The organism is Pseudomonas brenneri, from assembly GCF_007858285.1.
GTDB classification, from domain to species: Bacteria; Pseudomonadota; Gammaproteobacteria; order Pseudomonadales; family Pseudomonadaceae; genus Aquipseudomonas; species Aquipseudomonas brenneri.
In genome coordinates, this window is record NZ_VFIL01000005.1 from 57613 (window position 1) to 84110 (window position 26498).

Annotated in this window: 24 protein-coding genes; 7 read left to right on the forward strand and 17 right to left on the reverse strand. The window is 60.5% G+C overall.

Translation table 11 applies throughout. The features are described 5' to 3' along the window. Nucleotides 1–4: 4 nt before the first annotated feature. The 15 genes from FJD34_RS12015 to FJD34_RS12085 all read right to left on the reverse strand — a co-directional run bounded on the left by FJD34_RS12015 (nucleotide 5) and on the right by FJD34_RS12085 (nucleotide 17891). Entirely contained in the window at nucleotides 5–1480 is a 1476-nt protein-coding gene (locus FJD34_RS12015; protein ID WP_032859021.1) for a sigma-54 dependent transcriptional regulator, read from the reverse strand. Nucleotides 1481–1653: 173 nt separating this feature from the next. Further along, entirely contained in the window at nucleotides 1654–1950 is a 297-nt protein-coding gene (fliT, locus tag FJD34_RS12020; RefSeq protein ID WP_029292500.1) for a flagellar protein FliT, read from the reverse strand. Nucleotides 1951–1975: 25 nt separating this feature from the next. After that, entirely contained in the window at nucleotides 1976–2365 is a 390-nt protein-coding gene (gene fliS / locus FJD34_RS12025; RefSeq protein ID WP_029292498.1) for a flagellar export chaperone FliS, read from the reverse strand. Nucleotides 2366–2493: 128 nt separating this feature from the next. Continuing rightward, the gene (fliD, locus tag FJD34_RS12030) at nucleotides 2494–3858 is read right to left on the reverse strand and encodes a flagellar filament capping protein FliD (protein ID WP_090290668.1); all 1365 of its coding nucleotides are present in this window, start codon (nucleotides 3856–3858) and stop codon (nucleotides 2494–2496) included. 83 nt (nucleotides 3859–3941) lie between these two features. Continuing rightward, a complete protein-coding gene (locus FJD34_RS12035; protein WP_090290667.1) occupies nucleotides 3942–4289 on the reverse strand; it encodes a flagellar protein FlaG in 348 nt (115 codons plus the stop codon). 71 nt (nucleotides 4290–4360) lie between these two features. Further along, a complete protein-coding gene (locus FJD34_RS12040; protein WP_090290666.1) occupies nucleotides 4361–6076 on the reverse strand; it encodes a flagellin N-terminal helical domain-containing protein in 1716 nt (571 codons plus the stop codon). 377 nt (nucleotides 6077–6453) lie between these two features. Continuing rightward, nucleotides 6454–7383: a ketoacyl-ACP synthase III gene (locus tag FJD34_RS12045; protein ID WP_032859011.1), complete on the reverse strand. Its 930-nt coding sequence runs from the start codon at nucleotides 7381–7383 to the stop codon at nucleotides 6454–6456. 268 nt (nucleotides 7384–7651) lie between these two features. After that, complete coding sequence (locus tag FJD34_RS12050; RefSeq protein ID WP_090290665.1) at nucleotides 7652–9271, reverse strand: flagellar hook-associated protein 3; 1620 nt, start codon at nucleotides 9269–9271, stop codon at nucleotides 7652–7654. 14 nt (nucleotides 9272–9285) lie between these two features. Beyond that, on the reverse strand, nucleotides 9286–11310 hold the full coding sequence (gene flgK, locus FJD34_RS12055) for a flagellar hook-associated protein FlgK (RefSeq protein ID WP_065944053.1): 2025 nt from the start codon (nucleotides 11308–11310) through the stop codon (nucleotides 9286–9288). A gap of 10 nt (nucleotides 11311–11320) precedes the next feature. Continuing rightward, nucleotides 11321–12577: a flagellar assembly peptidoglycan hydrolase FlgJ gene (gene flgJ, locus FJD34_RS12060; protein WP_090290664.1), complete on the reverse strand. Its 1257-nt coding sequence runs from the start codon at nucleotides 12575–12577 to the stop codon at nucleotides 11321–11323. Between the two features lie 10 nt (nucleotides 12578–12587). Beyond that, on the reverse strand, nucleotides 12588–13676 hold the full coding sequence (locus FJD34_RS12065) for a flagellar basal body P-ring protein FlgI (protein ID WP_029292480.1): 1089 nt from the start codon (nucleotides 13674–13676) through the stop codon (nucleotides 12588–12590). 27 nt (nucleotides 13677–13703) lie between these two features. Beyond that, nucleotides 13704–14399 (reverse strand): flagellar basal body L-ring protein FlgH, encoded by a 696-nt coding sequence (flgH, locus tag FJD34_RS12070; protein ID WP_032859002.1) that lies wholly within the window; start codon nucleotides 14397–14399, stop codon nucleotides 13704–13706. A 52-nt stretch (nucleotides 14400–14451) separates the two neighbouring features. Beyond that, complete coding sequence (gene flgG / locus FJD34_RS12075; protein ID WP_032858999.1) at nucleotides 14452–15237, reverse strand: flagellar basal-body rod protein FlgG; 786 nt, start codon at nucleotides 15235–15237, stop codon at nucleotides 14452–14454. 67 nt (nucleotides 15238–15304) lie between these two features. Then, entirely contained in the window at nucleotides 15305–16045 is a 741-nt protein-coding gene (locus FJD34_RS12080; protein ID WP_032859644.1) for a flagellar basal body rod protein FlgF, read from the reverse strand. Between the two features lie 283 nt (nucleotides 16046–16328). Next, the gene (locus FJD34_RS12085; protein WP_029292472.1) at nucleotides 16329–17891 is read right to left on the reverse strand and encodes a sigma-54-dependent phenylalanine hydroxylase transcriptional regulator PhhR; all 1563 of its coding nucleotides are present in this window, start codon (nucleotides 17889–17891) and stop codon (nucleotides 16329–16331) included. Between the two features lie 277 nt (nucleotides 17892–18168). On the opposite strand from FJD34_RS12085, the gene phhA reads away from it, so the two are divergent. The 3 genes from phhA to FJD34_RS12100 all read left to right on the forward strand — a co-directional run bounded on the left by phhA (nucleotide 18169) and on the right by FJD34_RS12100 (nucleotide 20618). Beyond that, nucleotides 18169–18960, forward strand: coding sequence for a phenylalanine 4-monooxygenase (gene phhA / locus FJD34_RS12090; RefSeq protein WP_032858996.1), 792 nt, complete (start codon nucleotides 18169–18171; stop codon nucleotides 18958–18960). A 105-nt stretch (nucleotides 18961–19065) separates the two neighbouring features. Further along, the gene (locus FJD34_RS12095) at nucleotides 19066–19422 is read left to right on the forward strand and encodes a 4a-hydroxytetrahydrobiopterin dehydratase (protein ID WP_017134918.1); all 357 of its coding nucleotides are present in this window, start codon (nucleotides 19066–19068) and stop codon (nucleotides 19420–19422) included. Further along, on the forward strand, nucleotides 19419–20618 hold the full coding sequence (locus FJD34_RS12100) for an amino acid aminotransferase (protein ID WP_162276346.1): 1200 nt from the start codon (nucleotides 19419–19421) through the stop codon (nucleotides 20616–20618). The genes FJD34_RS12095 and FJD34_RS12100 overlap by 4 nt, the downstream gene beginning before the upstream one ends. 139 nt (nucleotides 20619–20757) lie before the next feature. On the opposite strand, the gene FJD34_RS12105 is transcribed toward FJD34_RS12100, so the two are convergent. Next, on the reverse strand, nucleotides 20758–21567 hold the full coding sequence (locus FJD34_RS12105; protein ID WP_032857082.1) for a UDP-2,3-diacylglucosamine diphosphatase: 810 nt from the start codon (nucleotides 21565–21567) through the stop codon (nucleotides 20758–20760). 134 nt (nucleotides 21568–21701) lie between these two features. Here FJD34_RS12105 and FJD34_RS12110 point away from each other — a divergent pair, with 134 nt between their 5' ends. The 3 genes from FJD34_RS12110 (at nucleotide 21702) to FJD34_RS12120 (ending at nucleotide 23845) form a co-directional block, all read left to right on the forward strand. Beyond that, nucleotides 21702–22460 (forward strand): helix-turn-helix transcriptional regulator, encoded by a 759-nt coding sequence (locus FJD34_RS12110; protein ID WP_032857081.1) that lies wholly within the window; start codon nucleotides 21702–21704, stop codon nucleotides 22458–22460. A gap of 93 nt (nucleotides 22461–22553) precedes the next feature. Continuing rightward, nucleotides 22554–23435: a DMT family transporter gene (locus tag FJD34_RS12115; RefSeq protein WP_090290662.1), complete on the forward strand. Its 882-nt coding sequence runs from the start codon at nucleotides 22554–22556 to the stop codon at nucleotides 23433–23435. 128 nt (nucleotides 23436–23563) lie between these two features. After that, nucleotides 23564–23845 carry a hypothetical protein gene (locus tag FJD34_RS12120; protein ID WP_032857078.1) on the forward strand — a complete coding sequence of 94 codons (282 nt, stop codon included), beginning with the start codon at nucleotides 23564–23566 and terminating at the stop codon, nucleotides 23843–23845. A gap of 38 nt (nucleotides 23846–23883) precedes the next feature. Here FJD34_RS12120 and FJD34_RS12125 read toward each other — a convergent pair whose 3' ends face one another. Further along, the gene (locus tag FJD34_RS12125; RefSeq protein ID WP_032857076.1) at nucleotides 23884–24171 is read right to left on the reverse strand and encodes an Rdx family protein; all 288 of its coding nucleotides are present in this window, start codon (nucleotides 24169–24171) and stop codon (nucleotides 23884–23886) included. 84 nt (nucleotides 24172–24255) lie between these two features. Here FJD34_RS12125 and FJD34_RS12130 point away from each other — a divergent pair, with 84 nt between their 5' ends. Further along, nucleotides 24256–26445: a patatin-like phospholipase family protein gene (locus FJD34_RS12130; RefSeq protein ID WP_032857075.1), complete on the forward strand. Its 2190-nt coding sequence runs from the start codon at nucleotides 24256–24258 to the stop codon at nucleotides 26443–26445. Nucleotides 26446–26498: the final 53 nt, after the last annotated feature.

A 26498-nucleotide genomic window follows, 5' to 3' on the forward strand; every position in this document is an offset into this window, starting at 1 on the left:
GGCGTCAATCCTCCGCCTGTTCATCCCCTTCACGACGGCTCATGCCGTACTTGCGCATCTTCTCCACCAGCGTGGTGCGGCGGATGCGCAGGCGCTCGGCGGCGCGGGCAACGATGCCATTGGCGTCGTCCAGCGCCTGCTGGATCAGCCCTTGTTCCAGGCTGCCGAGGTAGTCCTTCAAGTCCAGGCCTTCGGGCGGCAACATGGCGTTGGCACCGAAGTCCGGGGTGTGGCCGTTGATCGCCACGCGCTCTTCCAGATCGCTGCGCAGGCTGTCCACCAATTGCTCGTCTTCGTCGTCGACGTAGCGGAATTTCTTCGGCAACTCGACCACGCCGATCACCCCGTACGGATGCATGATCGCCATGCGCTCCACCAGGTTGGCCAGCTCGCGTACGTTGCCCGGCCAGCCGTGGCGGCACAGGGACATGATCGCGGCAGAGTTGAAACGGATCGAGCCGCGCTTTTCGTGTTCCATGCGCGAAATCAGTTCGTTCATCAGCAACGGGATGTCTTCCACACGCTCGCGCAGCGGAGCCATCTCGATAGGGAATACGTTGAGGCGGTAGTACAGGTCTTCGCGGAAGCTGCCGACCTCGATCATGCTTTCGAGGTTCTTGTGCGTGGCCGCGATGATGCGCACGTCGACGCTCTGGGTCTTGTTGCTGCCCACGCGCTCGAAGGTACGCTCCTGCAACACACGCAGCAGCTTGACCTGCATCGGCAGCGGCATATCGCCGATTTCGTCGAGGAACAGGGTGCCGCCATTGGCCAGCTCAAAACGCCCGGCACGGCTGGTGATCGCCCCGGTAAAGGCGCCCTTCTCGTGGCCGAACAATTCGCTTTCGAGCAGCTCTGCAGGGATTGCCCCGCAGTTGACCGGCACGAAAGGTCCGTCACGGCGCTTGGAATGGTAATGCAGGTTACGCGCGACCACTTCCTTGCCGGTGCCGGACTCGCCGAGGATCAGCACGCTGGCGTCGGTATCGGCCACTTGCTGCATCATCTGGCGCACGTGCTGGATCGCACGGCTGGTGCCGACCAGGCTGCGGAACAGGTTGGGTTCGCGGTGACGGCCACGCTCGCGGGCCTGGTCGTACATCTCGCGATAGACCTGGGCACGGTGCAGGGAGTCGAGCAATTTGCTGTAGCTGGGGGGCATTTCCAGGGTGGAAAGCACTCGGCGGCGCTGGTCTTCCGGCAAGTCCACGGAAGAAATATCGCCCATTAGCAACACGGGAAGGAACTCATCCCAGGTTGAGAGTGTCTTTAACAGGCCTAGAACTGCGCCAGGAGCGTTTACCGTCCCGATCAGCACACAGATGACTTCACGGCTCGATGACAAAGAGCTGACCGCCTGCTGCCAATCGTGGCTGCCGCAGGGCAAATTTTCTTCGCCAAGAAAATTCAAAATCACCGCCAGGTCGCGGCGGCGAACGCTATCGTCATCGATTAGCAGAATTTTGGTTTCACGCCACATGCAATAGCAACTTCCCTAGTAAAACTCTAATGCCCTCGAATCGGGGCAATCTAGATTGCTGTAGGCATTTTCTGCGCTACGGCCATCTGACGTCTGAAAATAGCACTAGTTAAGTCAAAAAAGACTGCACAGTCAAATTTATGACGCGCTATGTTCGGATTAACTGAGCCAGATCAGCCGAACAGATGGTAAACCTTTGACGCATTTTTCGCTTGGTTGATCTGCGACATCTCTTCAAAAATCGCCTGACGCTCGCCGGTCGTCACCTCAAGCAGCTGCTGGTAGACCACCAACAGGCTCTCCAGCTTCTCGCGCAGCGCGCCCTCGTCCACCGGCGCTTCACTGAGCACCTCGTCGATGCAGGCACGGCAGCCCATGTCCAATTCGCCGATAGCATCCCAATTGCGTTCTGCCAGCGCGCCGATCAAGGCGTCGCGGGTTTCGTCAATCCGTTGCAGTGCGTGGCTCATGCTGTGTTCCTCAAGGCCGGCGGCCTTATTGTGGCGCGATGGCATCCCAGCCACTTTTGACGGTAATCAGCAAACGCGCGACTTCGTCGATCATGTCGGCATCGTTGACGCCATTGGCCTCAACCAGACGGTTACTCATGTACTCGTACAACGCATCGAGTTGTTGAACTGCCGCTGGATCCTCGGCTTTTTCCGGCTCCAGGCCATCGCGCAGACCGGAGATGATCTCAATCGCCTTGCCCAGCATCAGGCCCTTCTGGGCAATATCGCCACGGCTCAATGCGCCCTTGGCCTGGGCCATGCGATCGAGACCACCTTCCATCAGCATCTGCACCAGACGGTGCGGGCTGGCTTCGGAGATCTGGGCGTGGGAATTGACCTTCTGGTATTGGCGAAGGGCTCTCATTGGGTTCATGTTGCTACCTCGTTACAGGCCACAGTCGAATAGATTTGCTTAACCAGTTTTTCGACTGTGCCGAGAAAAACTTTAATCCCTTACCCGCTGCCCGGGCCCTTTTTCAGGGCCTGCGGGCGCACCATCCATCAGTTCGACTTAGGATTGTTCAGCGAGTTGAGGGTGGTCAGGATACTGGAGCTGCTGGCGTTGATCTGCGCGATCATGGTGTCCATGGCGGTGTACTTGGCCGACAGGGATTTTTGCAGGGCTTCCATGCGGCGATCCAGATCAGCCTTCTCGGTGGTCAGGTCGGTCAGCTTGGTGTTGAGATCCGTCGCACGGGTCGCCAAGGTGCCGGAGGAGCCGACGTAGCTGCTGGTCGCCTTGTTCATCCGCGTGATCAAACCGGTATCGCCAGTGAACAGCTTGGCGATATCCCCTGCGCCCTTGACCACAGCCTTGTCCCACGCCTTGTCTTCCAGGCTCAGCAGGCCGGTTTTCTGGTCCGTGGTGATACCCATCTGGGCCAGGCTGGTCATGCTGCCCGCACCCTTGCCGTTGACCAGCTCGGAACGCAGGCTGGAGACCAACTGGCGCATCGACGCATCGCCAGTCAGGGCGCCAGCGGTGGTGGTCGAGGCATCGCCGGTGGCGGTGACCTTGGTCTGGGTGTTGATGGCGGTCATCAACGTGTTATAGGCGGTGACGAACGACTGCACCGAGGTCTTCAGGGTGTCAGTGTTGCTGGCGACGGTCAGCGTGACCTTCTTGGTCAGGTCGCCATCCAGCAGATCCAGGGTCACGCCGCTGATCGCGGAGGTGATCTTGTTGCTGGTGGACTCCATCTCAATGCCGTCGATGGAGTATTTGGCGTTCACCGGCGCCGTGCCCTTGTCATAACCGACCGCCAGTTCCGAATTACCACTCAAGGTGATGTCGGTACCTACACCACTGTTACTGGAGGTCAGGACCAAGCGTCCGCCATTGGAGTCACTCAGTACGTTGGCGCTGATGCCCTGGGCCGAGAGCTGGGTATTGATGGATTCGCGAACCTCCTGCAGGGTCGCGCCACCCGGCACCAATACATCGTAGCTTTTACCCGACTGGGTAATCGTCAGCGTTTGGGTTTCATCGCTGGCGTTGGCTTTGCCCGAGGCACCACCTTCGATAACTTTGCTGGAGACCTTCGACGAGGTCGCCAGATTATCGACCTTGAGGATGTACTTGCCGGGGGCTGCGCCATCACCCAGGGTGACCTTGGCGTTCTTTTCTTCGGAGGTCGTGGCCGCCAGGCCATTGAAGGCGGCCTGGTTGTTCAACTTGGTGATTGCCGCCTGGTAGGCTTCCAGCGCCGTTTTCACAGAGCCCACGGCCGACAGCTTGACGGTGGCGTCTTTCTGCTGGGCAGTGATCTGCGCGTCTTTGGGCGCCCTTTCGGCCCCCACCAACGCCTTGACGATCGCTTGGGTGTCGTAGCCCGAACCTGGGCCGGAAATCGTTGAACTAGCCATTTGCTACTCTCCTTGTCCTGCGGTTGCCGCTTTTTTGGCGTACGAACGCCCAAGCAGCAATCAGAAACATGTTTCGTGCCAACTCAAGCCTTTGTATCAAACAACAGGCTGCTGGCATCGCTCAGGTTCTGCGCCAACTTCAGCGCAGTCTCCGATGGAATTTGTCGAATCACTTCGCCGCTATCGGTAGCGATCACCTTGACCACCACTTTGCCGGTGGAGTCATCGATGGAAAAATCCAGGTTGCGCTGTGAAGCCTGCACAAACTCACGCATATCGGTGACAGCTTTTTCCAGTGCCACGCGCTGTGGTTCCTCGGCGGACTCGCTATCGGTCTGCGCGACAGGCGGTTTGGCCTGTGTCGTCGCAGCGCCAGGAGCCTGGGTGGTAGCAGCCGGGTAAGACGCGTTCAGCTTGATGCTCATGTCCATGTCATCACCTCCAAACTGAAAAAACGGAAGGGCACGTTAGCACCCCCCCGTTGATTAACCGCTAGCCGATATTACTGAAGCAGCTTCAGTACAGCGGATGGCAGTTGGTTGGCCTGGGACAGGATCGCAGTGGACGCCTGTTGCAGGGTTTGTTGCTTGGTCAGTTCAGCGGCTTCGGCAGCGAAGTCAGCGTCTTCTACGCGGCCTTTGGCGGCCGAGGAGTTCTGCGAAATGCTCTGCAGGTTGGCCACGGTGCTGGCGAAACGGTTTTGCACCGCACCCAGCTGCGAACGCTGGCTGTCGATCTGCTGCATGGCGTCGTCCAGGGCCTGGATGGCTTGCTGGGACGAAGCGGCAGACAGGATGCTCAGGTCGGAAACGCTGGTTTCCATAGTGATCGCAGTTTTGGTGCCGGCGTTGGCTACAGCAGTCAGACCCAGGGCAGCCAGGCCAGTACCGGCGCTGCCGTCCTTGATGGTGATGTCTTTGTCAGCGAACAGATTCAGGGTACCGTCAGCATTCTTGCTAGCTTGAACACCGGTGCTGGCACTGTTGATCGAAGCTACGATTGCGTCAGCGGTATCACCCTTCTTGAACTTGACTTCAACGCCGTTCACATCAATGGAGGTATCAGCAGTCAGCTTGGCCTGGGAAGTACCTGCCGACAGACCCAGTTGCGACAACGAACCAGATGCAGTGTTAGCCAGCTTGATATCTGCACCGCCACCCGAAGTAACTTTAACGCGACCGTCAGTGAAAGTTGCAGTGGCACCAGCACCGGCTGCGGTTGCAATATCTGTCAGCACGTCGGTCATGGTGTCAGCACCAGCCCAGGTTACTGCTGTACCGTTAACAGAGATCGAACCGGTAACACCCATAGCGCTAGCTGCTGTTGGAGCCGCTGCTGTGGTAGTACCCGGAGCGCCGAGACCAAGCTTAGCCAGGCCGTCAGTAGCACCACCTACAGCGGAGGCGCCAAGAACGATATCGCTCTTGGAGGTCAGGGTCACGATACCAGCAGCAGTAGTAGTCGCACTAACACCGGTCTGAGCAGTTTTAGCGTTGATAGCTGCAGCTGCAGCAGTACCGGCAGGACCACCAGCAGCAGCGACGCCCAGAGCGATTTCTACGCCGTTAACGGTGAACGCATCTGTAGCAACTGTAGCTGTTGCTGCTGCACCAGTTTTAACCGCCTTTTCACCCAGTGCAGAACCAGTCGCAGTGGCCGCCAGACCAGTCATAGCTGTGCCATCTACAGCGGCCTCTTTGAAGTTACCCTTCAGAGCAGTCGAGCTGATATCAGTCATGCCGAACGAAATAGTTTCGTTGGCGTTGGCGCCGATCTGGAACGCTACGTTGTTGAACGAACCGTCCAGCAGGTTACGACCACCGAAGGTGGTGGTAGAGGCGATACGGTTCAGCTCGCCAACTTTAGCGGTGAATTCTTGTTGCAGGGAAACACGGTCAGCGTCGCTTTTATCACCGTTGGCCGCTTGCAGGGCGAGTTCACGCAGACGCTGCAGGGTGTTGGTGGATTCTTGCATCGCGCCTTCAGCAGTCTGGGCAATCGACACGCCGTTGTTGGCGTTGGAGATTGCAACGTTCAGGCCTTTGACCTGGTTGTTCAGACGGTTGGCGATCTGCATGCCAGCGGCGTCGTCTTTGGCGCTGTTGATTTTCAGGCCGGAAGACAGACGGTTCATCGACTGGCTCAAAGCGTCGGATGCTTTGTTCAGGTTCTTCTGGACGCCCAGGGAAGTAATGTTGGTGTTTACGGACATTGCCATGACGAAATCCTCGTGAGTTGGATACTGCGGCTTCCGGCCCTGGCAACCGCCGGGTGTGGCCTAGAGAACCTTCGTAATAGTTATCGTCGTGAAAGCAGGTTGCTTGAGGATTTTTTTGAATTTTTTTACTAGCCCTGTGCCACCCCTTGTATTTCAAGACCTTATAGAAGCGCGAAATGCCAGCAATCACGGGTTAAGGACATCCTCCCTGTAGGAGCGAGCTTGCTCGCGAAGAACCTGAGGGCGCCGCGTGCATTCTGAATGCCCGCGTTATCGTTAACGTTTTTCGCGAGCAAGCTCGCTCCTACCATGATGTGCACAAAAAAACGCCCGGGATCTTTCGATCCCGGGCGTTTTTTGTGCAGCCTATCAGCGCATCACGGCCGATAGATAATCGCCGAACCCCACGACAGGCCAACACCAAACCCACTGAGGGCCACGCGCTTCCACTCGGCGTCCATCACGTGCTTTTCCAGCAGCAGCGGAATGCTCGACGACACGGTGTTGCCGGTCTCGACCATGTCCTTGATGAATTTCTCCACCGGCGCATCTTCAAAACGGCGGGCCACGGCGTCGACAATGGCCGCACTGCCCTGGTGGATGCAGAACGCGTCAATATCGTCGGCCTTCAGGTCCGACTCATTGAGCAGTTCGTGCAAATGCGCCGGCACCTTGAGCAAGGCGAAGTTGAAGACCTGGCGACCGTTCATAAAGAACACGCCGTCGCTGACCTTCAAATGCGGCGCGCCGGAGCCGTCGGTACCGAACTTGGCCTTGCCCAGCTGCCAGGGGGCGTCTTCGCCCATCCAGGTGGCGGTGGCGGCGTCGCCGAAGAGCATGGTGGTGTTGCGGTCTTCCGGGTCGACGATCTTCGAGTACGGATCGGCGGTCACCAGCAGGCCGTTTTTCAGGCCGGCGGCTTCCATGAAGCCTTTCATCGCGTAGATGCCGTAGACGTAGCCGGAGCAACCCAGGGAGATATCGAAGGCCGCGACGTGGGTCGGCAGGCCCAGTTTGTCCTGGACGATGGCTGCGGTGTGCGGCAGCCCTTCTTCGTCGCCGTTCTGGGTCACGACGATCAGCGCGTCAATCGACTCACGCTTGAGCTCGGGGTTGTTGGCAAACAAGGCGTTGACCGCCTCGACACACAAATCCGAGGTTTCCTGGCCTGCATCCTTGCGCGGCAGGAATGCCGAGCCGATCTTACCAATGATGAACTCTTCATCCTTGGCGAATTTGGCACCCTGGGCGTAGTTGTCCAGCCCTTCTGCCGGCACGTAGCTGGCGATGCTTTTTATGCCAATCATTGTGGCTTCCCAATACAAAATAGCTGGAGAACACCCCTGAAAACCCTTCAGGAGCGCTGACAATAAAGGGGATAACCCCGCAAAAACCCGCCGAAACTACCGAAGCCAGCGCCTGGAAAGCGGTCTGGCCTTTTCACACGATACAGTGAAGATGCGCTTTATGACTCATAGGTCACTCATTTTTGTGCGCTTTGTTTAAAAGCCTGCGCCAGAAACGACAACGGCCCACCCTGTTTCCAGGGTGGGCCGTCAGGTCTTGCCGGGCCGATTACATGCGGCTGAACAGGCTCAACTGGGAGATTTTCACAAAGGCCAGCTGCGAGGCCTCCAGCATTGCCTTCTGGAACGCCAGGTCAATCGAGGCCGTGGCCACATCGGTGTCGCCAATAGCCGCAGTGGTCGACTTGTTGGCCAGCACCATGCTGGTGTTCTCCGTTTCCTGGATCGACAGCGAGTTCATCCGCGCGCCAATGGAACCGCGCACGCCATCGACCTGGGCCTGGGAGGCCTTGATGTTGGTAATGGCTGCGTTGACCACATCGGTCAGCTTGGCCTGGGCAATCGGGTCACCGTCGGACGGGGTTTCCAGGGCCTGGCGCAATTGGCTGAGGGTATCCAGCGCATTTTGCGTCTTGTGGGTATTGGAGCCCACGGCGAACTGGTCACCGATGCCTGGGGCGCCGGTGATGTCGAACTTAACCCCAGCGGCCGTGATGCTGTCTGGCGTTGCGGGAACAGGCGGTGGCCCCGGCTGGGCTGGCGTGCCAGGCACCACAGTGCCGTTGGAAACCGGTTTGCTGTCGGCGGTGATCGGCTGGGCATACACCTCGTACTCTGTGGTCGAGGTAAATTTGATCACCGCACCTTTGTTCGGGAAGGTGCTGCTGTAATCCGCCTGACTGGTGACCGTGCCGCCCGACAACTGTGCCGATGACTGGTTGCTCGGCGTGCGCGAGATACTGAAGCTGTCCGGTTTGCTTTGCAGGGTGAATTCACGATCCTTGTAGATCGCATCAGCCTCGGCGCCGGGCTTGGCCCCCCCCAGGTTCTGGTCGACATCAAAAGTCACGCCGCGCACGGTGACCGAAGCACTGCCTTCCTTGGTCGCATCGAACTTGCCGTTGCCGGGAGTTTGCGCGGTGATGTCGTTACCCGCCCCGTCCGTTACGGTGTATTCGGTGCTGCTGATAAAGGTCAGCTTGTACGGCTGACCGTCGGTGAAGCTGTTGTCGTAGGTCGACGGCGAGGTAACGATCCCGCCCGAAACCAGCACCTTGCCATCGTTGACCGAACCGGTGGCCTGAGTACGACCGGCATTGACCGTACCTTCCAGGATCGATTTTCCGGTGTCATTGACCACCATCGACAAGGTGTCGGAAACCTTCAGGCTCAAGGGCGTCTCATCCCCCTGATAGCTGTAGGTCCCATCGCTGTTGCGCGCATAGGGCGGTGTATCGCTCTTGCCACCGGAAAACAGGTAATGGCCGGACGAATCCTTGCTGTTAAGCAGGCTCAGGACCTGTTTCTCGATTTCACCAATCTCGGCGGCAACGGCCTTGCGGTCGTCATCGCTGATACCGCCACCGCCCTTGCCCGCCACCTTGAGCGACAGTTCACCCGCGCGCGCCAGGGCGGTGTCGATACTGGCAAGTACGCTTTCCTCGCTATTAAGCGAGTTCTTCATGCTGCTGATATTGCCCGCGTACTGCCCCAACATATCCTGCTGCTGTTGCAGCAGCAGCAAACGCGCCGCGCCCACCGGATCATCTGCTGCGGTCTGGATACGCACGCCGGAGTCGATCTGCTGCTGCGTCTTGGTGACGTTGGAGAAGTTGTTGGTATAACGCGCAGTCGTGGTATTGAAATACTGTTCGGTCGAGATTCGCATCGTCTCAAACTCCCTTAAAGACTGTTGATCAGCGTGCTGAAGGTTTCTTGCGCAGCTTTAATGATCTGCGACGACGCGGTGTAGTACTGCTGGAAACGGATCATGTCGCCGGCCTCCTCGTCCAGGTTGACCTGGGACACGGAGCTGCGATTGGACGTGGCGGCCGCCAGCATGGCCCCGGTCGCGCTGTTGTCGACGTTGGCCTGGCTGGCCTTGCCGCCGACGGTCGACACCAACTGGCTGTACGCGGTGCTCATGCTCACGCCGGCGTTGCCATCGGTCGCGCCCACGGTCTTGCGGGTTTGCAGGTCGAGCAATTGCAGGGCGTTGCGGTTATCCAGTTTGCCGCCAGCGTTGAACGACACGCTGAAGCTGTCATCGGCTTTCGGTTCGCCACGGATCACCGTGTCGACCCCGAACGTCTGTGGGTCGCCATTGGCGTCGACGTACGGCACCTTGATCGTCAGTTTATTGTCCTGGCCCGGCACGATGGTGCCGGTGCCAATCGGCTGGCCCTGGGCGTTATTGATCACATAGCTCTGGGTGCCATCGGCAGCGGGCTTGGCGAAGGTCATCTTGACCGGCATCGAACTCTTGATTGCCGCTTCCAACTGCGCGGTGTCGGCACCGCCATGGATGTCCAGGGGCAAGGTCAGGGTCGGCGGAGTGAACACGCCGGTACCACTGTTGTTCTTGTTGCCCTCGGCCAGCAATGGCGCGGAAAACGCCAGTTTGTTGGGGTCGGTCATCACCACCTTGAGGTCCATCGCGCCGCCAGCGGTCGGGCTGACCTTGAACGTATCGCCAGCAGCCACCGGCCCTTTACCATCAAGGGCCAGGGTAAAGCCGTCGATTTCCGGCGGTGTCTGGGTGATGTCGAAGGTGCCCATGGACTTACCGTCCGAACGCAGCACGGTGTACATCTTGTCGTCGCTGAAGGTCACCTTGTAGTCAAAGGTGCTCAGTTTGCTGGTGTCTTTGATCGTGACATTCAGGTTGCCGGAGTTCGCACTGTTGCTGGAGCCGCCAACACTGCGCTGGCCAATGGCGAATACGCTGTTGATGTCATTGAACAACGCGGCACCGAACTGCCCGTTGGCGTCCAGGCCCTGCCCCAGCTGGGTGTTGATCGCTTCACCAACGACCATGGCGGTACGCCCCAGGTCGTTGATAGCCGGCATCAACACCTCCTGACGATAACGCAGCAAGCCGCCGATGGAGCCACCGCTGACCACCGAGCTGACGTCCATCGGCTGCCCGCCAGTGGTCAACACCACCGAGTACTGGCTCTTGTCATCCTTGCTCGGCACCGCCGACAGTTTGTTCGACACGCCGTCCGCCACCAGGGTCTGGCCAGTGCCCAGGGACACATTGAAGTGGCCGTCCGACTCAGTGACCTTGACCCCCACCAACTCATTGAGCGAGCGCACGGCTTCGTTGCGCGCGTCCAGCAGGTTCGCCGGCTCGCCGTTGCCCTGGCCCTTGGCCTGGGAGATCTGCTGGTTGAGGGAGGCAATCGAGGCGGTCAACTGGTTGACCTGGCCGGTGATGGTCTCCAGTTGGCTGTTGATGCCTTCTTTCTGCTTGTTCAGTTCGCTCGCAATCGAGTTGAAGCGGTTGCCCAGGGTCTGGGCAATGGTCAATACCAGTTGGCGCGCGGAGTTGTCGCTGGGGTTTGCCGAAGACGTCTGCAACGCGGCGAAGAAGCTGTTCAAGGCTGCGCCGACCCCGGTGGACTTGTCGGACAAGAGCTTGTCCACCGAACCGATCTGGTCCAGATAAGCCTTGGCGTCGAAGTTCAGCGACGTGGTGGTCTGCAACTGGGTGTCAAGAAACTGGTTATACACCCGGCGCACGTCCGACAGCGTGGTGCCGCTGCCGATGAACACACCGCCGACGCCGGACATGCCGTTGGCCGTCTGTGTAGTCTGCTGGCGCGAGTATCCAGGGGTCTTGGCGTTGGCAATGTTGTTACTCAGGGTCGAAAGCGATCCTTGAGCCGCATTGAGTCCTGACATCCCGATATTGAGCAAACCCATGGTTCAAACCTTATAAATGAGTGGATGCGCCAGCGGCAGCGTAGTGTTGGTAGCTGTTCATGGTTTTGGCGATCTGCGAAATCTTGCTGGCGTAGTCCGGATCCGTTGCATAACCGGCTTTTTGCAACTCGCGTACAAACTGTTCCGGGTTATCGGCCGACTTCAGCACTTCTTGATATCTTTCATTGCTTTGCAACAAGGTCACGAGGTCGTGGAAGCTGTCCTGGTAAGAGTCGTAGGAACGGAACTGCGCCGTTTCCTTGACCATCTCGCCATTGCGAAACTCGCTGGTAATCGCGCGCGCCTGGGCCCCCTGCCAGCTTTGGCCGGCCTTGATGCCAAACAGGTTGTGGCTGCTGCTGCCGTCTTGCTGGCGCATCACCGATTTGCCCCAGCCGGTTTCCAGGGCGGCCTGGGCCACCAGGTAGCGTGGGTCGATGCCGATGCGCTCGGCCGCCTGCTTGGCCATTGGCAGCATGGTGGCGACAAACTCATCTTGCGAACCGAAGGCTTTTTTCGCCGGTGCCAGCGGTGGCTGGGCCACGGCGCGGCCGTAAATCTGCATGCGCGAATCGCGGGCGGCAAAGGTGCGCGCCGCGCCGTTGATCACGCCATCTTCGGCGGCGCTGTTGCGCAATGGCGCGGCCTTGGCAGCCCCCGTCGCTTCGACGCCCGGCACGATGCCGGCCAACAGGCGATCGGTAAGCTTGCTCGGCAACGCGATGCGCCGCTGATTCATCAGCGTCATATCATTGCGCAGGGTGCCATCATCGGCCCGTGGCGCCACCTCGACCCGCGCCGCCCACAGCGCGCGCTGGCCATTGGCGCGACCCAGCGGGCCATCGGCCTGGGTGCCGGCGGCAATTGGTGTCGGCACGTCGACTTTCTTCTCAACTGCGTCCGGGCCCTGCAACGTCGAGGCCTGCCCTTCCACTGGCTTGTTCTTTTGCATCTGGCGCAGCAACACGTCCGCCAGGCCGATACCGCCGCCCTCGCGGGACAGCGAGACCGCCAATTGTTGGTCGTACATTTCCTGATACTGCTTGGCCGCTGGGGTATTCAGCGGGTTGTCCTTGCCCAGGGCATCGGTGGCCGAGCGCATGGATTTGAGCATCTCGTTGAGAAACAGCGACTCGAACTCCTGCGCCACTTTGCGCATATTGCCTTCGCTGTTCTTGTCGCCGAACTTGAGCTGGTTAAGCCGGTTGAGGTCGGAGTAGGAACCCGAGTCTGCCGTGCTGGCGATACCGCTCTTGCGCATGTCCATGACTACGGCCTCAAATCACGATCAGGTCGGCTTGCAAGGCGCCGGCCTGTTTCAGGGCTTCGAGGATCGCCATCAAGTCGCCGGGCGCCGCGCCCACCTGGTTCACCGCTCGCACGATTTCATCCAGGGTGGTACCGGGGCCGAACTTGAACATCGGCTTGGCTTCTTGCTGGGCGTTGACCCGCGAGCGTGGGACCACGGCGGTTTCGCCGTTGGAGAACGCCCCAGGCTGGCTGACAATCGGGTCTTCGGTAATGGTCACGGTCAGGCTGCCGTGGGTCACGGCCGCTGGCGACACCTTGACGTTTTGCCCGATCACGATGGTGCCGGTACGCGAGTTGATGATGACCTTGGCCACCGCCTGGCCCGGATCGACCTCAAGGTTTTCCAGGATCGACAGGTAATCCACACGCTGGCTTGGGTCCAGCGGCGCGGTCACGCGGATCGAGCCGCCGTCGATGGCCTGGGCCACGCCAGGGCCGAGCATGTCGTTGATCTTGTCGACCACGCGCTTGGCGGTGGTGAAGTCCGAACGGTTGAGGTTCAGGGTCAGGCTGTTGCCCTGGTTGAACCCGCTGGGCACGGTGCGTTCCACCGTGGCGCCGCCGGGAATCCGCCCGGCCGATGGCACGTTGACGGTGATCTTCGAACCGTCGCGACCTTCAGCATCAAACCCGCCCACCACCAGGTTGCCCTGGGCGATGGCGTAGACGTTGCCGTCGATACCTTTGAGCGGCGTCATCAGCAAGGTGCCGCCACGCAGGCTTTTCGAGTTGCCAATCGACGATACGGTGATGTCCACCACTTGCCCGGGCTTGGAGAACGCCGGCAGGTCGGCACTGATCGACACCGCCGCGACGTTTTTCAACTGCACGTTGCCCGAACCCGGCGGCACCTTGATCCCGAACTGCGAGAGCATGTTGTTGAAGGTCTGCAGGGTGAACGGGGTCTGGGTGGTCTGGTCGCCCGTACCGTTGAGGCCCACCACCAGGCCGTAACCGATCAACTGGTTGGTGCGCACCCCGGAAATACTGGCGATGTCCTTCAGGCGTTCGGCCTGGGCAGCGACGCTCAAGGAGAGCAACAACACCGCTGCCATCAGCTGTTTAAGGTTCAAAGTGATCACCTAGAAAGGGAACAGCGGGCTAAGGAAGAAACGGTCGAACCAGCCCGGCTGACTGGCGTCGGCAAACGAACCCGTACCCGAATAGGTAATGCGTGCATCGGCGATCCGTGTGGACGGCACGGTGTTGTCGGTGGCGATATCGTCTGCCCGCACCATGCCGGCAATGCGCACCAGCTCATCGCCGGTGTTGAGGGTCATCCACTTCTCGCCGCGTACGGCAATGATGCCGTTAGGCAATACATCGGCGACGGTCACGGTGATCGAACCGACCAGGCTGTTGCCCTGCCCGGCCTTGCTGCTGCCGTTGGTGGCGCGGTCGCCGCTGTAGCCGACGTCCAGGCTCAAGTCACCGCTGCCCAGCGGGTTGTTGGTGTTCAAGCCTCCGCCAAACAGCGAGGTCAGGCCGATGCCGGTCTTGCTGTTCTTGGCCACCTGGGAGTTGGCGTTCTTGCTCGCCGTGGTGCGCTCGTTCAGGGTGATGGTGATGATGTCCCCGACCCGGAACGCCTTGCGGTCGCTGTACAGGTTCTGTTCAAAACCGGCCTGGTAGATCGAACCGTTGTTGGCGGCAGCAGGCAGCGGCGTGCGCGGCAACACCGGCGCGTAGTACGGGTCATTGGGTTTTGGCGTCGGGGCAACGCAGCCCGCGAGCACGGCAATCCCACTCAATGCCAGAACAGAAACAAAGCGACTCATGACCCTTACCTCACGGTGTTGCAGGCGCCTTGCGAGCGCCCCATAGACTGAATTACAGATTCTGCGTAACGAACGAAAGCATCTGGTCGGCGGTGGAAATCACCTTGGAGTTCATCTCGTAGGCGCGCTGGGTGGTGATCATGTTGACCATCTCTTCCACCGTGCTGACGTTGGAGGTTTCCAGGGTGCTTTGCAGGGTGGTGCCAAACCCGTTGAGGCCCGGGGTGCCGACTTGCGGTGCGCCGCTGGCGGCGGTTTCCAGGAACAGGTTGTTGCCGGTGGCTTGCAGGCCGGCCGGGTTGATGAAGTCAGCGGTCTGCAGGTTGCCGATCACTTGCGACGCCGGGTTGCCGGCGATGGTGATGGACACGGTGCCGTCGGCGCCGACCGTGAAGGTCTGGGCATCGTTGGGCACGACAATCGCCGGCTCCAGGGCAAAGCCATTGGCGGTCACGACCTGGCCGTTGGAGTCCAGGTGGAAAGTACCGTCACGGGTGTAGGAGGTAGTGCCATCCGGTTGCAGTATCTGGAAGAAACCACGGCCATTGATCGCCATGTCCAGCGGCTGCCCGGTCTGCTGCAGGTTGCCGGCGGTGAAGTTCTTCTGGGTGCCGACGATGGACACACCGGTACCCACTTGCAGGCCCGACGGCAATTCGCTGTCCTGGGTCGACTGCGCACCCGGCTGGCGCTTGATCTGATAGAGCAGGTCCTGGAACTCGGCGCGATCACGTTTGAAGCCCGTGGTCGAAACGTTCGCCAGGTTGTTGGAGATGACGGTCAGGTTGGTGTCCTGGGCGGACAGACCGGTTTTGGCAACCCATAGAGCCGGAAGCATGCTGTTCTCCTTCGTGCGCCTGTTTGTTGGCGCCGCGTTACGAAATTGGTATTCAGTGGCGCTGCAATCAGCTCATCTGCATGACGCGGGTCATGGCCTGGTCGTCTTCTTTGGCGCTGTTCATCATTTTCACGTGCAATTCGAACTGCTTGGACAGGGCCAGCACCGCGGTCATTTCTTCGACGGCATTGACGTTGCTCGACTGCAAAAAGCCCGAATTCACCTTGACGCTGGCATCGGCCACCGCTGGCTGGCCGTCCTTGGTGTGGATCGCGCCGTCCAGGCCTTTGACCATGTTGGCCAGGTCCGGCTTGACCAGCTTGATGCGGTCCACTTCAGCCATCACCCGCGGGCCTTCGCCCATGGCGCGGATGCTGATGGTGCCGTCTTCGCCGACTTCGACCTTCTGCTCGGGCGGCACGGAAATCGGCCCGCCATTGCCCATGATCGGCATGCCGTTGCCGGCCCGCAGTACGCCGAGCGCATCGATATTCATGCTGGCGGTGCGCACGTAGGCTTCGCCACCATCGGGGGTCTGTACCGCGATCCAGCCATCGCCGCCGACGGCAACGTCCAGGTCACGACCGGTCTCGACCATCGAGCCAGGGGAAAAATCAGTGCCCGGCCGCTCGGTCAGGGCAAACGCCCGCGCCGGAAAGCTGTCACCAAACACCGGCATCGAGCGGGCCTGTTCCAGGTCACGCTGAAAACCGTTGGTGGAAATGTTCGCCAGATTGTTGGCATGAGCCTTCTGCGCCAGTGCGTTCTGGCTGGCGCCGGTCATTGCCACATAAAGGTACTTGTCCACGCTCATTCCTCTTACTGACGGACGTTTGCCGCCCACCGATGTACTGAGGAGTCTTTAGCAATTTGCGCACCAACTTTTTAAAAGTCGGGGAAAGGCAGGAGGGGCAAGGGGTTGGGCGGTATTGCGCATTGCTGCGCGGATGGGGGAGAGTCGGAAAAACGGCGGAGTTCTGCCGCTTGCGGCAAGCACCGGCCCTGGCATGGACACAGATCCATTGTGGGAGCGAGCAAGTCGAATCGTCGCACCGCCGCTCCCACATTTTTAATCCCGTTGTGTCAGCGGGTTATTTGTCGGCCTTGAGCACTGCGTAATCGCGCAATTTGTTGGCGATGGTGGTGTGGGAAACCCCCAGACGCTTGCCCAGCAAGCGACTGCTGGGATGCTCGGCATACAGGCTTTCCAGCACCGCTTTCTCAAACCGCCCGACAATCTCCTCCAGGCCTCCCTCAAGGGAAAAATCGCCAAGCGGTTGGCGCACGCCATAGTCCGGCAAGCGAATATGCTCGGCCTTGATCGTGCCGCCCTCACACAGCGAAACCGCCTGGAACAGCACGTTCTCCAACTGCCGCACATTGCCCGGCCAATGGTAGTGACTGAGGCGCTCCATGGCCGCCGGTGCCAGCTTGGGCAATGGGCAGCCAATCAAGCGGCTGGCCTGGTCGATAAAGTGTTCGACTAGCGGCGGCAAACCGTCGAGGCATTCGCGCAGCGGCGGGATATGCAACGACAACACATTGAGCCGGTGATACAGGTCCTGGCGAAACTCCCCGCGGGCACACAGCTCCGACAAGTCCACCTGGGTCGCGCAGATCACCCGCACATCCAGGTAAACCTCTTCATCGCTGCCTACACGGCGGAAGCAGCCGTCCTGCAGAAAGCGCAGCAACTTCACCTGCAACCGCGCGCTCATTTCGCCCACGCCATCGAGAAACAACGTACCGCCCGCCGTCAGCTCCAACAGCCCGAGCTTACCTTCTGCACGCGCCCCTTCAAACGCACCGGGGCCGTAGCCGAACAGTTCGGTCTCGGCCATCGACTCCGGTAAACCTGCGCAATTGAGCGCCATCAACGGCGACTGCCCACGCGGGCTGGCCAGGTGACAGGCGCGCGCCAGCAGTTCCTTGCCGGTGCCGGTTTCACCTTCTATTAACAGCGGCGCATCGAGGGGTGCCATGCGCCGGGCTTCACGTACCACCGCCGCCATCACTTTGGAGCTTTGGAAAATGCTGTCGAAACCGCGCAGTTCCTGCTTGCGCACATTGTAGATACGCTCGCCGACGCGGTCGGCGCGGTGCAAGGTCAACACGGCGCCAGCCATGGCTTCGCTGTCGTCATGCTCGGAAGATTGCAACGGCGCGATATCGGCCAGGAATACATCGCCCTTGACCTTGACCCGCAAGCCATTGATCCGCGACTTGCTCGCGCGCACCAGTTCCGGCAGGTCGAAGTCCTCGGCGTAGCGCGACAAAGGAATGCCCGGCACTTCATCCACGCGCACCCCGAGCAGCTGCGCCGCCGCCCGGTTGGCCGCGACAATCGAGCCGCCCATGTCGATGGACAACACAGGGAATTCCAACGCACCCAGCAAGGCGTTGAGCTCCATATGCCGACGCTCGCTGGGCATCAGCCCTACCCGCTTGACGCCAAATACCCCGGCAATCGCCTCGAATTGCGGGCGCAGGGCCTGGAACTGCATGTTCACCAGATTCGGGCAATACAGGTAAATGGCATTGCCGTGCTCGCCACCGACCTCGCCCTTGGCGACGTTGACGCCGTACTCCACCAGCAGGTTGAGGATGTCCCGCAGGATGCCGATGCGGTTCTGGCAATGCACTTTGATACGCATGTAAAGGCCCGGTTTGTTGTAGGAGGGCTGATCGGGCTGCGTCTTTTTGTCGCCAGACGCAGATAGTCGTCAAGATTATGTGACAGGTACCGACCTTTTCAAACCGACAAATCGCAATGTAGCGTGCGCAACGGCAAAACCGTAACGAATACTTTACAAAAATCGCCGTTTTTTCCTACAGTCTTCCCTTGGAGGCAGGTGGAATCCATGGCCAGGCGGAGTATCAATAAGCCCATAGCAGGACATAACAAGAACGAATGCCTAGCAGGAGAGCCGTATGAAGCAGACGCAATACGTGGCCCGCGAGCCCGATGCGCAAGGTTTTATCCACTACCCGCCCGAAGAACATGCGGTGTGGAACACCCTGATCACTCGCCAGCTGAAAGTGATCGAGGGTCGCGCCTGCCAGGAATACCTGGACGGCATCGACAAGCTCGGCCTGCCCCATGACCGTATTCCGCAACTGGCGGAGATCAACAAAGTGCTGGCCGAGACCACCGGCTGGCAAGTGGCGCGGGTGCCGGCGCTGATTCCCTTCCAGACTTTCTTTGAATTGCTGGCCAACAAGCAGTTTCCGGTGGCGACCTTTATTCGTACCCGCGAAGAACTGGATTACCTGCAAGAACCGGATATTTTCCACGAGATCTTCGGCCACTGCCCACTGCTGACCAACCCCTGGTTCGCCGAATTCACCCACACCTACGGCAAGCTCGGCCTCGCGGCCACCAAGGAGCAACGGGTGTACCTGGCGCGCCTGTACTGGATGACCATTGAGTTCGGCCTGGTGGACACGCCGCAAGGCCGGCGCATCTACGGTGGCGGCATTCTGTCTTCGCCCAAGGAGACGGTGTACTGCCTGTCGGACGAGCCCGAGCACCAAGCCTTCGACCCGCTGGAAGCGATGCGCACGCCGTATCGCATCGACATCCTGCAGCCGCTGTATTTCGCCCTGCCCAACCTCAAGCGCCTGTTCGAAGTGGCGCAGGAAGACATCATGGGCATGGTCGAGCGCGGCATGCAGTTGGGGTTGCACGCGCCGAAGTTTCCCCCAAAGCCCAAGGCGGCTTGAACTGCCACTTTAAAGGCCAGGTGAGTCTGTTCCCTGGCCGCGCGTTGCTTTAGGGTGACGCCACTGGCAACCGAATTCCACATACTCGATTTCAGGAACACCTTTATGACCACCTTGAACCAAGCCCATTGCGAAGCCTGCCGCGCCGACGCCCCACAAGTCAGCGACGAAGAACTGCCGGTGTTGATCAAGCAGATCCCCGACTGGAACATCGAAGTGCGCGACGGCGTGATGCAGCTGGAAAAAGTATTCCTGTTCAAGAACTTCAAATTCGCCCTGGCCTTTACCAACGCCATGGGCGAGATCTCCGAGGCCGAAGGCCACCATCCGGGCCTGCTGACCGAATGGGGCAAAGTCACCGTGACCTGGTGGAGCCACTCCATCAAGGGCCTGCACCGCAACGACTTCATCATGGCCGCACGCACCGACGAAGTGGCCAAGGATGCCGAGGGCCGCAAGTGATGCATTTCGCCGCGATTGGCCGGGTGCCTGGGGATCCGATCCTCGGGCTGATGGAGTCCTACGCCAAGGACACCAACCCGCAAAAATTCGACCTCGGCGTGGGTGTCTATAAAGATGCCCAGGGCCTGACCCCGATCCTGCAGGCGGTGAAACGCGCCGAGCAGCGCCTGGTCGAGCAGCAAACCACCAAGACCTATATCGGTGGCCATGGCGACCCGGCTTTCGGCCGACTGGTCAGTGAACTGGTGCTGGGCGCCGGCTCCGCGCTGCTCAAGGCACAACGCGCTGGCGCCACGCAAACCCCTGGCGGCACCGGCGCCCTGCGCCTGAGCGCCGACTTTATCGCCCACAGCCTGCCCGGCCGTGGCGTGTGGTTGAGCAACCCGACGTGGCCGATCCACGAAACCATCTTCGCCAAGGCCGGGCTCAAGGTCAGCCACTACCCATACGTGGGCAGTGACAACCGCCTGGACGTGCCAGCCATGCTCGCCACCCTGGCCACCGTGCCCGAGGGTGACGTGGTGCTGCTGCACGCCTGCTGCCACAACCCTACCGGTTTCGACCTGTCCCAGGATGACTGGCGCCAGGTGCTGCAGATCGTACGCGAGCGCCAACTGCTGCCGCTGATCGACTTCGCCTACCAGGGCTTTGGCGACGGCCTGGAGCAGGACGCGTGGGCCGTGCGCTTGTTTGCCGATGAGCTGCCCGAAGTACTGATCACCAGCTCTTGCTCGAAGAACTTTGGCTTGTACAGCGACCGCGTAGGCTCGCTGATTGTCTGCGCCCACGATGCCGAGAAACTGCTGGATGTGCGCAGCCAACTGGCGTTTATCGCGCGTAACCTGTGGTCGACCCCACCGGACCATGGTGCGGCGGTAGTCGCCACCATCTTGGGTGACGCCGAGCTCAAACAGCTCTGGAGCGCAGAAGTCGAAGGCATGCGCTCGCGCATCGCGCAGTTGCGTTCGGGGTTGGTAGAAGCGCTGGTGCCCCATGGATTGGCCGAGCGTTTTGCCCATGTCGGCGTGCAGCGCGGGATGTTTTCCTACACCGGCCTCAGCGCCGAACAGGTGAAACAGCTGCGGGAAAAACACAGCGTGTACATGGTCAACTCCGGACGGGCCAACGTCGCCGGGATTGATGAGACGCGCCTGGGTCTGCTGGCCGAGGCCATTGCAGACGTGTGCCGCAACTGACGAAACCGAATCAAATGTGGGAGCGGGCTTGCTCGCGAGTGCGGTGTATCAGTCAACCTATCCATCACTGACCCACCGCATTCGCGAGCAAGTCGAATCGTCGCACCGCCGCTCCCACATTTTTTGACCGAGGCGATCTTTAGCCCGCTACCATCTCGGCCTTGACCTGCGCCTCTTTGGCCTGGGCATCCGCCAGTCGATACAGCTCGATATGCCCATCCCAGTGCTCGATCAATGCCGTGCACGATTCCACCCAATCCCCGCAGTTGAGGTAGTCCACCTCGCCCACCTTGCGAATCTCCGCGTGGTGGATATGCCCGCACACCACGCCGTGCAACTCGCGCTTGGTCACTTCATGGGCGATGGCTTCCTCGAAGTCACTGATAAAGCTCACCGCAGTTTTCACTTTGTGCTTGAGGTACGCCGACAGCGACCAGTAACCGTAGCCGTAGCGCGCCCGCCAGTGGTTCAGCCAGCGGTTGAGGGTCAGGGTGAATTCGTAGGCAGAGTCGCCAAGAAACGCCAGCCAGCGGTGGTAACGGGTGATCACGTCGAACTGGTCGCCGTGGATCACCAGCAGATGCCGGCCATCGGCGGTCACATGCACCGCTTCGTCGACCAACTGGATATTGCCCAGGATCAGCTTTGAATAGCGGCGCAGGAACTCGTCGTGGTTACCGGTGACGTAGATCACCTCGGTGCCGCGCTTGCTCATGGTCAGCAGGCGGCGGATCACATTGGTATGGGCCTGGGGCCAATACATGCCGCCGCGCATTTTCCAGCCGTCGATGATATCGCCCACCAGGTACACCTTGTCGGCGTGGTAGCCCTTGAGGAACTGCGACAGGTGTTCGGCCTGGCAATCCCGGGTGCCCAGGTGCACGTCGGAGATCCACAGGGTACGAACCCGTTGCTTGCGGCTGGGTTTGGCGAGCTCGGCGCTGGTCATGGGCATACCTCAAGGGTGTTTTCGCCAGCTTGCTCCCGGGCAATTAATAGCCCATGACAGTCTTGCGTCAGTCAGATGACAGCGCCTGCCACTCATCGCTCGGTGTAAACTGCCGGCCTGCCCGGGAGATTGCGATGAGACCGACCCTCACGCTACGCCATTACACCCATGATCTGATTGCCCATAGCCACGACCATGCGCAACTGGTGTTCGGCCTGGCCGGCTGCCTGGATTTCGAGGTGGAAGGCATCGGCGGCGAAATCCGCCCGCAAGGGGTGATGGTCCTGCCCTTCTCCACCCATCACAGCTGTGGCAGCCCCCGGGGCAGCCAATGCCTGGTGCTGGATGTGCCCGACGAACACTGGCTGGTGCAATCTTTGGGCGAACACGCGGATGCCAGCCGGCGCCTGCTGGATCAACCGCAACGGGTGACACTGGATACCCGGCAAGGCCAATTGGTCAACTGGCTGGCGGGTAGCACACTGGACGACCCATTGATCGCCCAGCAAGGCGCGGTCTTGCTGCTGGCAACCCTCAATGGCCAATCGCCCGCCCAGCAAGGGGCACGACGCCTGCCCTATGGCGCATTCAACGCCCATATCGACCGGCATGCAGCCTACCCGCTGCAAGTCGCGGATCTGGCGCGCCTGGCAGATATCTCCGTCGCCCGCCTCCATGCACGTTTTATCGCCGAATGCGGGCTGACGCCCATGGACTATATTCGCACCCGTCGCCTGCAAATGGCCCGTGGGCTGCTGCGCGACACCCTCCTGCCGATTGGCGAGATCGCTGCGCAGGTCGGCTATGGCTCGCAAAGCGCATTTGCTGCCGCTGTCTTGCGTGCGTTCGGCCACTCTCCCGGAGCCCTGCGTCGGCTCGACAACGGGCGCTAGTCCTGCGATAAAACCGGCGATTCCCACGACAGACACCCCAGCGCACGCCGCTCTAGACTGGATGCCTGCCTGTTTACTGTTTTAAGGACTGTCATGACTCCGCGCACTGCCCTCGGCGCCTTGCATATTGGTGCATTGATGTTTGGCCTCACCGGCGTCTTCGGCAAGCTCGCCGCCGCCTCGCCGAGCATTATCGTGTTTGGTCGCGCCGCTTTCGCAGTGCTCGCCCTGGCGCTGTTCGCGCGCTTTGCCAGCAGCACGCCGTGGCAAAAACTCTACAGCGCCGACCTGCGACGCCTGCTGCTCAGCGGCTTGCTGCTGGCCGGGCATTGGGTGAGTTTCTTTATTGCGGTGAAAGTGGCCGGCGTGGCGATTGCAACGTTGGGTTTTGCCACGTTCCCGGCGTTCACCGTGATTCTCGAAGGGTTGATCTTCCGCGAGCGGATCCGCGCCAATGAAATGGTGCTGGTGGTGCTGGTCAGCATCGGCCTGGTGCTGGTCACCCCGGACTTCGACCTCGCCAGCCAGGCCACCAGCGGCCTGATCTGGGCCGTGGCCTCCGGTCTGTTGTTCTCGCTGCTGTCGTTGAACAACCGGGCCAGCGGCAGCATCCCGCCGGTACAGGCCGCACTGTGCCAGAACGTGGTGGTGGCGCTGTGCCTATTGCCCGTTGCCGCACCCGGTCTCAGCGAAGTGCGCGCCCTGGACTGGCTGTGGATCGGTCTGCTGGGGGTGTTCTGTACCGGCCTGGCCCACAGCCTGTTTGTCGCCAGCCTCAAAGTGCTCAAGGCACGCACCGCGGCGGTGGTGTTCGCCATGGAGCCGGTGTACGGCATCACCGTGGCCTGGTTGCTGTTTGGCGAAAACCCGACCTTGCGCATGCTGCTCGGCGGCACGCTGATCATTGCCGCCATCGTCGTCTCCGGCCTGATGAGGCGCCCCGCCAAGGCCAAACAGCCGGCAGTCGTGGCCTGATCTATACTTTTTGTATCCGCAACAGTCAGCAGTCGTTCAACGGATACAGACTCCTCGACGACAGCCGTGGTCCTTGAAGTTGCTGCATGCGAGTGGTCACTCCCCTAACGTTACGCAGGAGTTTCACCATGGACATGTTCATCACCCTGATCATTCAGATCATCAGTGGCGCAGTCGGCGGCAATATCGCTGGCCTGAGCAAGCAAGGCCTGGGCTCCGGGCTCAATACCGTGGTCGGCGGCGTCGGCGGCCTGGTGCTGGGGCAGATCCTCGCAGCCATCACTGGCATGCCCGCCGGGGGCGCGCTGGATATTGCCGCCGTCGGCAGCAATATCGTCGGCGGGGGCGTGGGCGGCCTGGTGTTGACGTTTGTCGTCGGCTGGATCAAAAACAAGATGGCGGCCAAATAAACCGCCCGTCACTGCCGGCCCAGCGCCGGCAGTGCCTTTTACTGCACGCGATCGTTGTGGCCCAGGTCGCGCTGCGGATCAATCTGGTCGCGCACCCGTTGCTTGAGCACCTTGGCCTCCGGGAACCCGCCATCGGCCTTGCGCTCCCAGATCTGCACGCCGTCACAGGTAATCCGAAATGCCCCGCCGGTCGCCGGTTCCAGTGCCACTTTGCCGAGGTCGTCAGCAAACGTGCTCAGCAGTTCCTGGGCCAGCCACGCGGCGCGCAGCAGCCACTGGCACTGGGTGCAATAGGTGATAACAATCTCGGGCTTGGACGCAGACATAAAATGAAGAACTCCTGAGATGACGAGACAGGGGAATCGGATGGCTATAATACCGACCTTTGCCGTCCAGCCCCGAGATTGATGATGCGCCGCCTGTTGTCCTGCCTGCTGCTGTGCCTGCTCCCTCTCCTTGCCCAAGCCGTTGAAGCACCACGCCCGAAGATCGGCCTGGTGCTCTCCGGCGGCGCCGCCCGTGGCCTGGCGCACATTGGTGTGCTCAAGGCCCTGGAGGAGCAAGGTATTCACATCGACGCCATTGCCGGCACCAGCATGGGCGCGGTGATTGGCGGGCTCTATGCGTCAGGCTACAAGATCGACGAACTGGAAAAGCTCGCACTGAGCATCGACTGGCAACTGGCATTGTCCGATGCCCCGCCCAGGGAAGACGTACCGTTCCGGCGCAAGCAGGATGATCGGGACTTCCTGATCAAGCAGAAGCTGAGCTTTCGCGACGATGGCAGCCTCGGCCTGCCCCTGGGCGTGATCCAGGGCCAGAACCTGGCGCTGTTGCTCGAAAGCATGTTCGCCCACAGCAGCGACACCCGCGACTTCGACAAACTGCCAATCCCCTTTCGCGCCGTGGCCACCGATATCACCAGTGGCGAAAAAGTGGTGTTTCGCAAAGGCCACCTGCCCCAGGTGATTCGCGCCAGCATGTCGATCCCAGCGGTGTTCGCCCCGGTGGAGCTGGACGGCCGCCTGCTGGTGGACGGCGGCATGACCGACAACATCCCCCTGGATGTGGCGCGGGAGATGGGGGTCGATATCGCCATCGTGGTGGATATCGGCACGCCGCTGCGCAGCCGCAAGCAACTGGCGACGGTGGTGGACGTACTCAACCAATCCATCACCCTGATGACCCGCAAGAACTCCGAAGAACAACTCAAGGCCCTGCAGCCCGGCGACGTGCTGATCCAGCCGCCATTGGCCGCTTATGGCGTGACCGACTTTGGCCGCGCCGAGGACATGATCGACGCCGGCTACCGCGCCACCCGCGCGCTGGATACCCGCCTGGCACGCCTGCGCCCCACAGGCTCAGTGGATGCCGAACTGACCGCCGCCCGCACGCCCGGCCAACGTAACCCGATAGTGACCGCGATCAGGGTGGAGAACGACTCGAAAGTCGGCGACGACGTGATCCGCTACTACATCCGCCAGCCGATCGGCGAACCGCTGAACCTGGCCCGCCTGCAATCGGACATGGGCACCCTGTACGGCCTGGATTACTTCGAACAGGTGCAATACCGGGTAGTGAAGAAAGGTCCGGACAACACCCTGGTCATCAGCGCGCGCGGTAAACGCAGCGGCACCGACTACCTGCGCCTGGGGCTCAACCTGTCCGATGATATGCGCGGTGACAGTGCCTTCAACCTTGGCGCCAGCTACCGCGTCAATGGCATCAACCGCCTCGGTGCCGAATGGCTGACACGGGTGCAGATCGGTGATCGCCAGGAGCTGTACAGCGAGTTCTATCAGCCGATGGATACCGGCTCACGCTATTTCGTCGCGCCCTATATCAGCGCCCAGGCGCAAAACGTCGAACTGATCCTGGATAACGATCCGATCTCCGAATACCGTCTGGAACGCTATGGTTTTGGCCTGAACGTCGGCCGACAGATTGGTAACAACGGCGAAATTCGCTTCGGCGTCGGCGAAGCCTGGGGCAAGGCCGATGTGCGCATCGGCGACCGCGACTTGCCAAGTGTGAGCTTCAGCGAGGGCTTCTATGAGCTCAAGTACTCGTTCGACTCCCTGGACAACGTGTACTTCCCCCACACGGGTGAGGATATTGGCCTGGCCTACCGTGAGTTCGAACCGGGCCTGGGCTCTGACCAGCGCTACCGGCAATGGGAGCTCAAGCTGGACAAGGCCATGAGCCACGGTCCGGACACCCTGGTGCTGGGCGGGCGCTATGGGCGCACTCTGGACGATTCGGACGTGGTGATCTCCAGCTTCCTGCTGGGTGGTGCGCGACAACTGTCAGGGTTCCGCCAGGATGCGATTTCCGGGCAGAACATCAGCCTGATGCGCGCCGTCTACTACCGCCGCCTGACCCCACGTTCGTACTTGCCACTGGATTTCCCACTGTACCTGGGCGCCTCCCTGGAACGCGGGCGGGCGTGGAACAACGACAATGAATTCGACAGTGGCTACATCAATGCCGCGAGCATCTTCCTCGGGTTCGATACGCCGCTGGGGCCGTTGAATTTCAGCTATGGGTTTAATGATGACAATCAGAAGGCGGTGTACCTGAACCTCGGCCAGACCTTCTAAAACAGCCCTTGACCAATGTGGAGCGAACTTGTGTGGGAGCGGGCTTGCTCCCA

Excerpts from the sequence above, each read along its gene's own strand:
- FJD34_RS12065 (WP_029292480.1), bottom strand. The coding sequence starts at position 13,676 with ATGGCAGCGGTGTTGTTGCTCTCCTTGAGCGTCGCTGCCCAGGCCGAA.
- FJD34_RS12045 (WP_032859011.1), bottom strand. The coding sequence starts at position 7,383 with ATGATTGGCATAAAAAGCATCGCCAGCTACGTGCCGGCAGAAGGGCTG.
- FJD34_RS12015 (WP_032859021.1), bottom strand. The coding sequence starts at position 1,480 with ATGTGGCGTGAAACCAAAATTCTGCTAATCGATGACGATAGCGTTCGC.
- flgH (WP_032859002.1), bottom strand. The coding sequence starts at position 14,399 with ATGAGTCGCTTTGTTTCTGTTCTGGCATTGAGTGGGATTGCCGTGCTC.
- FJD34_RS12040 (WP_090290666.1), bottom strand. The coding sequence starts at position 6,076 with ATGGCAATGTCCGTAAACACCAACATTACTTCCCTGGGCGTCCAGAAG.
- phhA (WP_032858996.1), top strand. The coding sequence starts at position 18,169 with ATGAAGCAGACGCAATACGTGGCCCGCGAGCCCGATGCGCAAGGTTTT.
- flgG (WP_032858999.1), bottom strand. The coding sequence starts at position 15,237 with ATGCTTCCGGCTCTATGGGTTGCCAAAACCGGTCTGTCCGCCCAGGAC.
- FJD34_RS12105 (WP_032857082.1), bottom strand. The coding sequence starts at position 21,567 with ATGACCAGCGCCGAGCTCGCCAAACCCAGCCGCAAGCAACGGGTTCGT.
- flgJ (WP_090290664.1), bottom strand. The coding sequence starts at position 12,577 with ATGGACATGCGCAAGAGCGGTATCGCCAGCACGGCAGACTCGGGTTCC.
- FJD34_RS12115 (WP_090290662.1), top strand. The coding sequence starts at position 22,554 with ATGACTCCGCGCACTGCCCTCGGCGCCTTGCATATTGGTGCATTGATG.
- FJD34_RS12095 (WP_017134918.1), top strand. The coding sequence starts at position 19,066 with ATGACCACCTTGAACCAAGCCCATTGCGAAGCCTGCCGCGCCGACGCC.
- FJD34_RS12035 (WP_090290667.1), bottom strand. The coding sequence starts at position 4,289 with ATGGACATGAGCATCAAGCTGAACGCGTCTTACCCGGCTGCTACCACC.
- FJD34_RS12050 (WP_090290665.1), bottom strand. The coding sequence starts at position 9,271 with ATGCGAATCTCGACCGAACAGTATTTCAATACCACGACTGCGCGTTAT.
- FJD34_RS12130 (WP_032857075.1), top strand. The coding sequence starts at position 24,256 with ATGCGCCGCCTGTTGTCCTGCCTGCTGCTGTGCCTGCTCCCTCTCCTT.
- fliD (WP_090290668.1), bottom strand. The coding sequence starts at position 3,858 with ATGGCTAGTTCAACGATTTCCGGCCCAGGTTCGGGCTACGACACCCAA.
- fliT (WP_029292500.1), bottom strand. The coding sequence starts at position 1,950 with ATGAGCCACGCACTGCAACGGATTGACGAAACCCGCGACGCCTTGATC.
- FJD34_RS12110 (WP_032857081.1), top strand. The coding sequence starts at position 21,702 with ATGAGACCGACCCTCACGCTACGCCATTACACCCATGATCTGATTGCC.
- FJD34_RS12125 (WP_032857076.1), bottom strand. The coding sequence starts at position 24,171 with ATGTCTGCGTCCAAGCCCGAGATTGTTATCACCTATTGCACCCAGTGC.
- FJD34_RS12120 (WP_032857078.1), top strand. The coding sequence starts at position 23,564 with ATGGACATGTTCATCACCCTGATCATTCAGATCATCAGTGGCGCAGTC.
- FJD34_RS12085 (WP_029292472.1), bottom strand. The coding sequence starts at position 17,891 with ATGCGTATCAAAGTGCATTGCCAGAACCGCATCGGCATCCTGCGGGAC.
- flgK (WP_065944053.1), bottom strand. The coding sequence starts at position 11,310 with ATGGGTTTGCTCAATATCGGGATGTCAGGACTCAATGCGGCTCAAGGA.
- fliS (WP_029292498.1), bottom strand. The coding sequence starts at position 2,365 with ATGAACCCAATGAGAGCCCTTCGCCAATACCAGAAGGTCAATTCCCAC.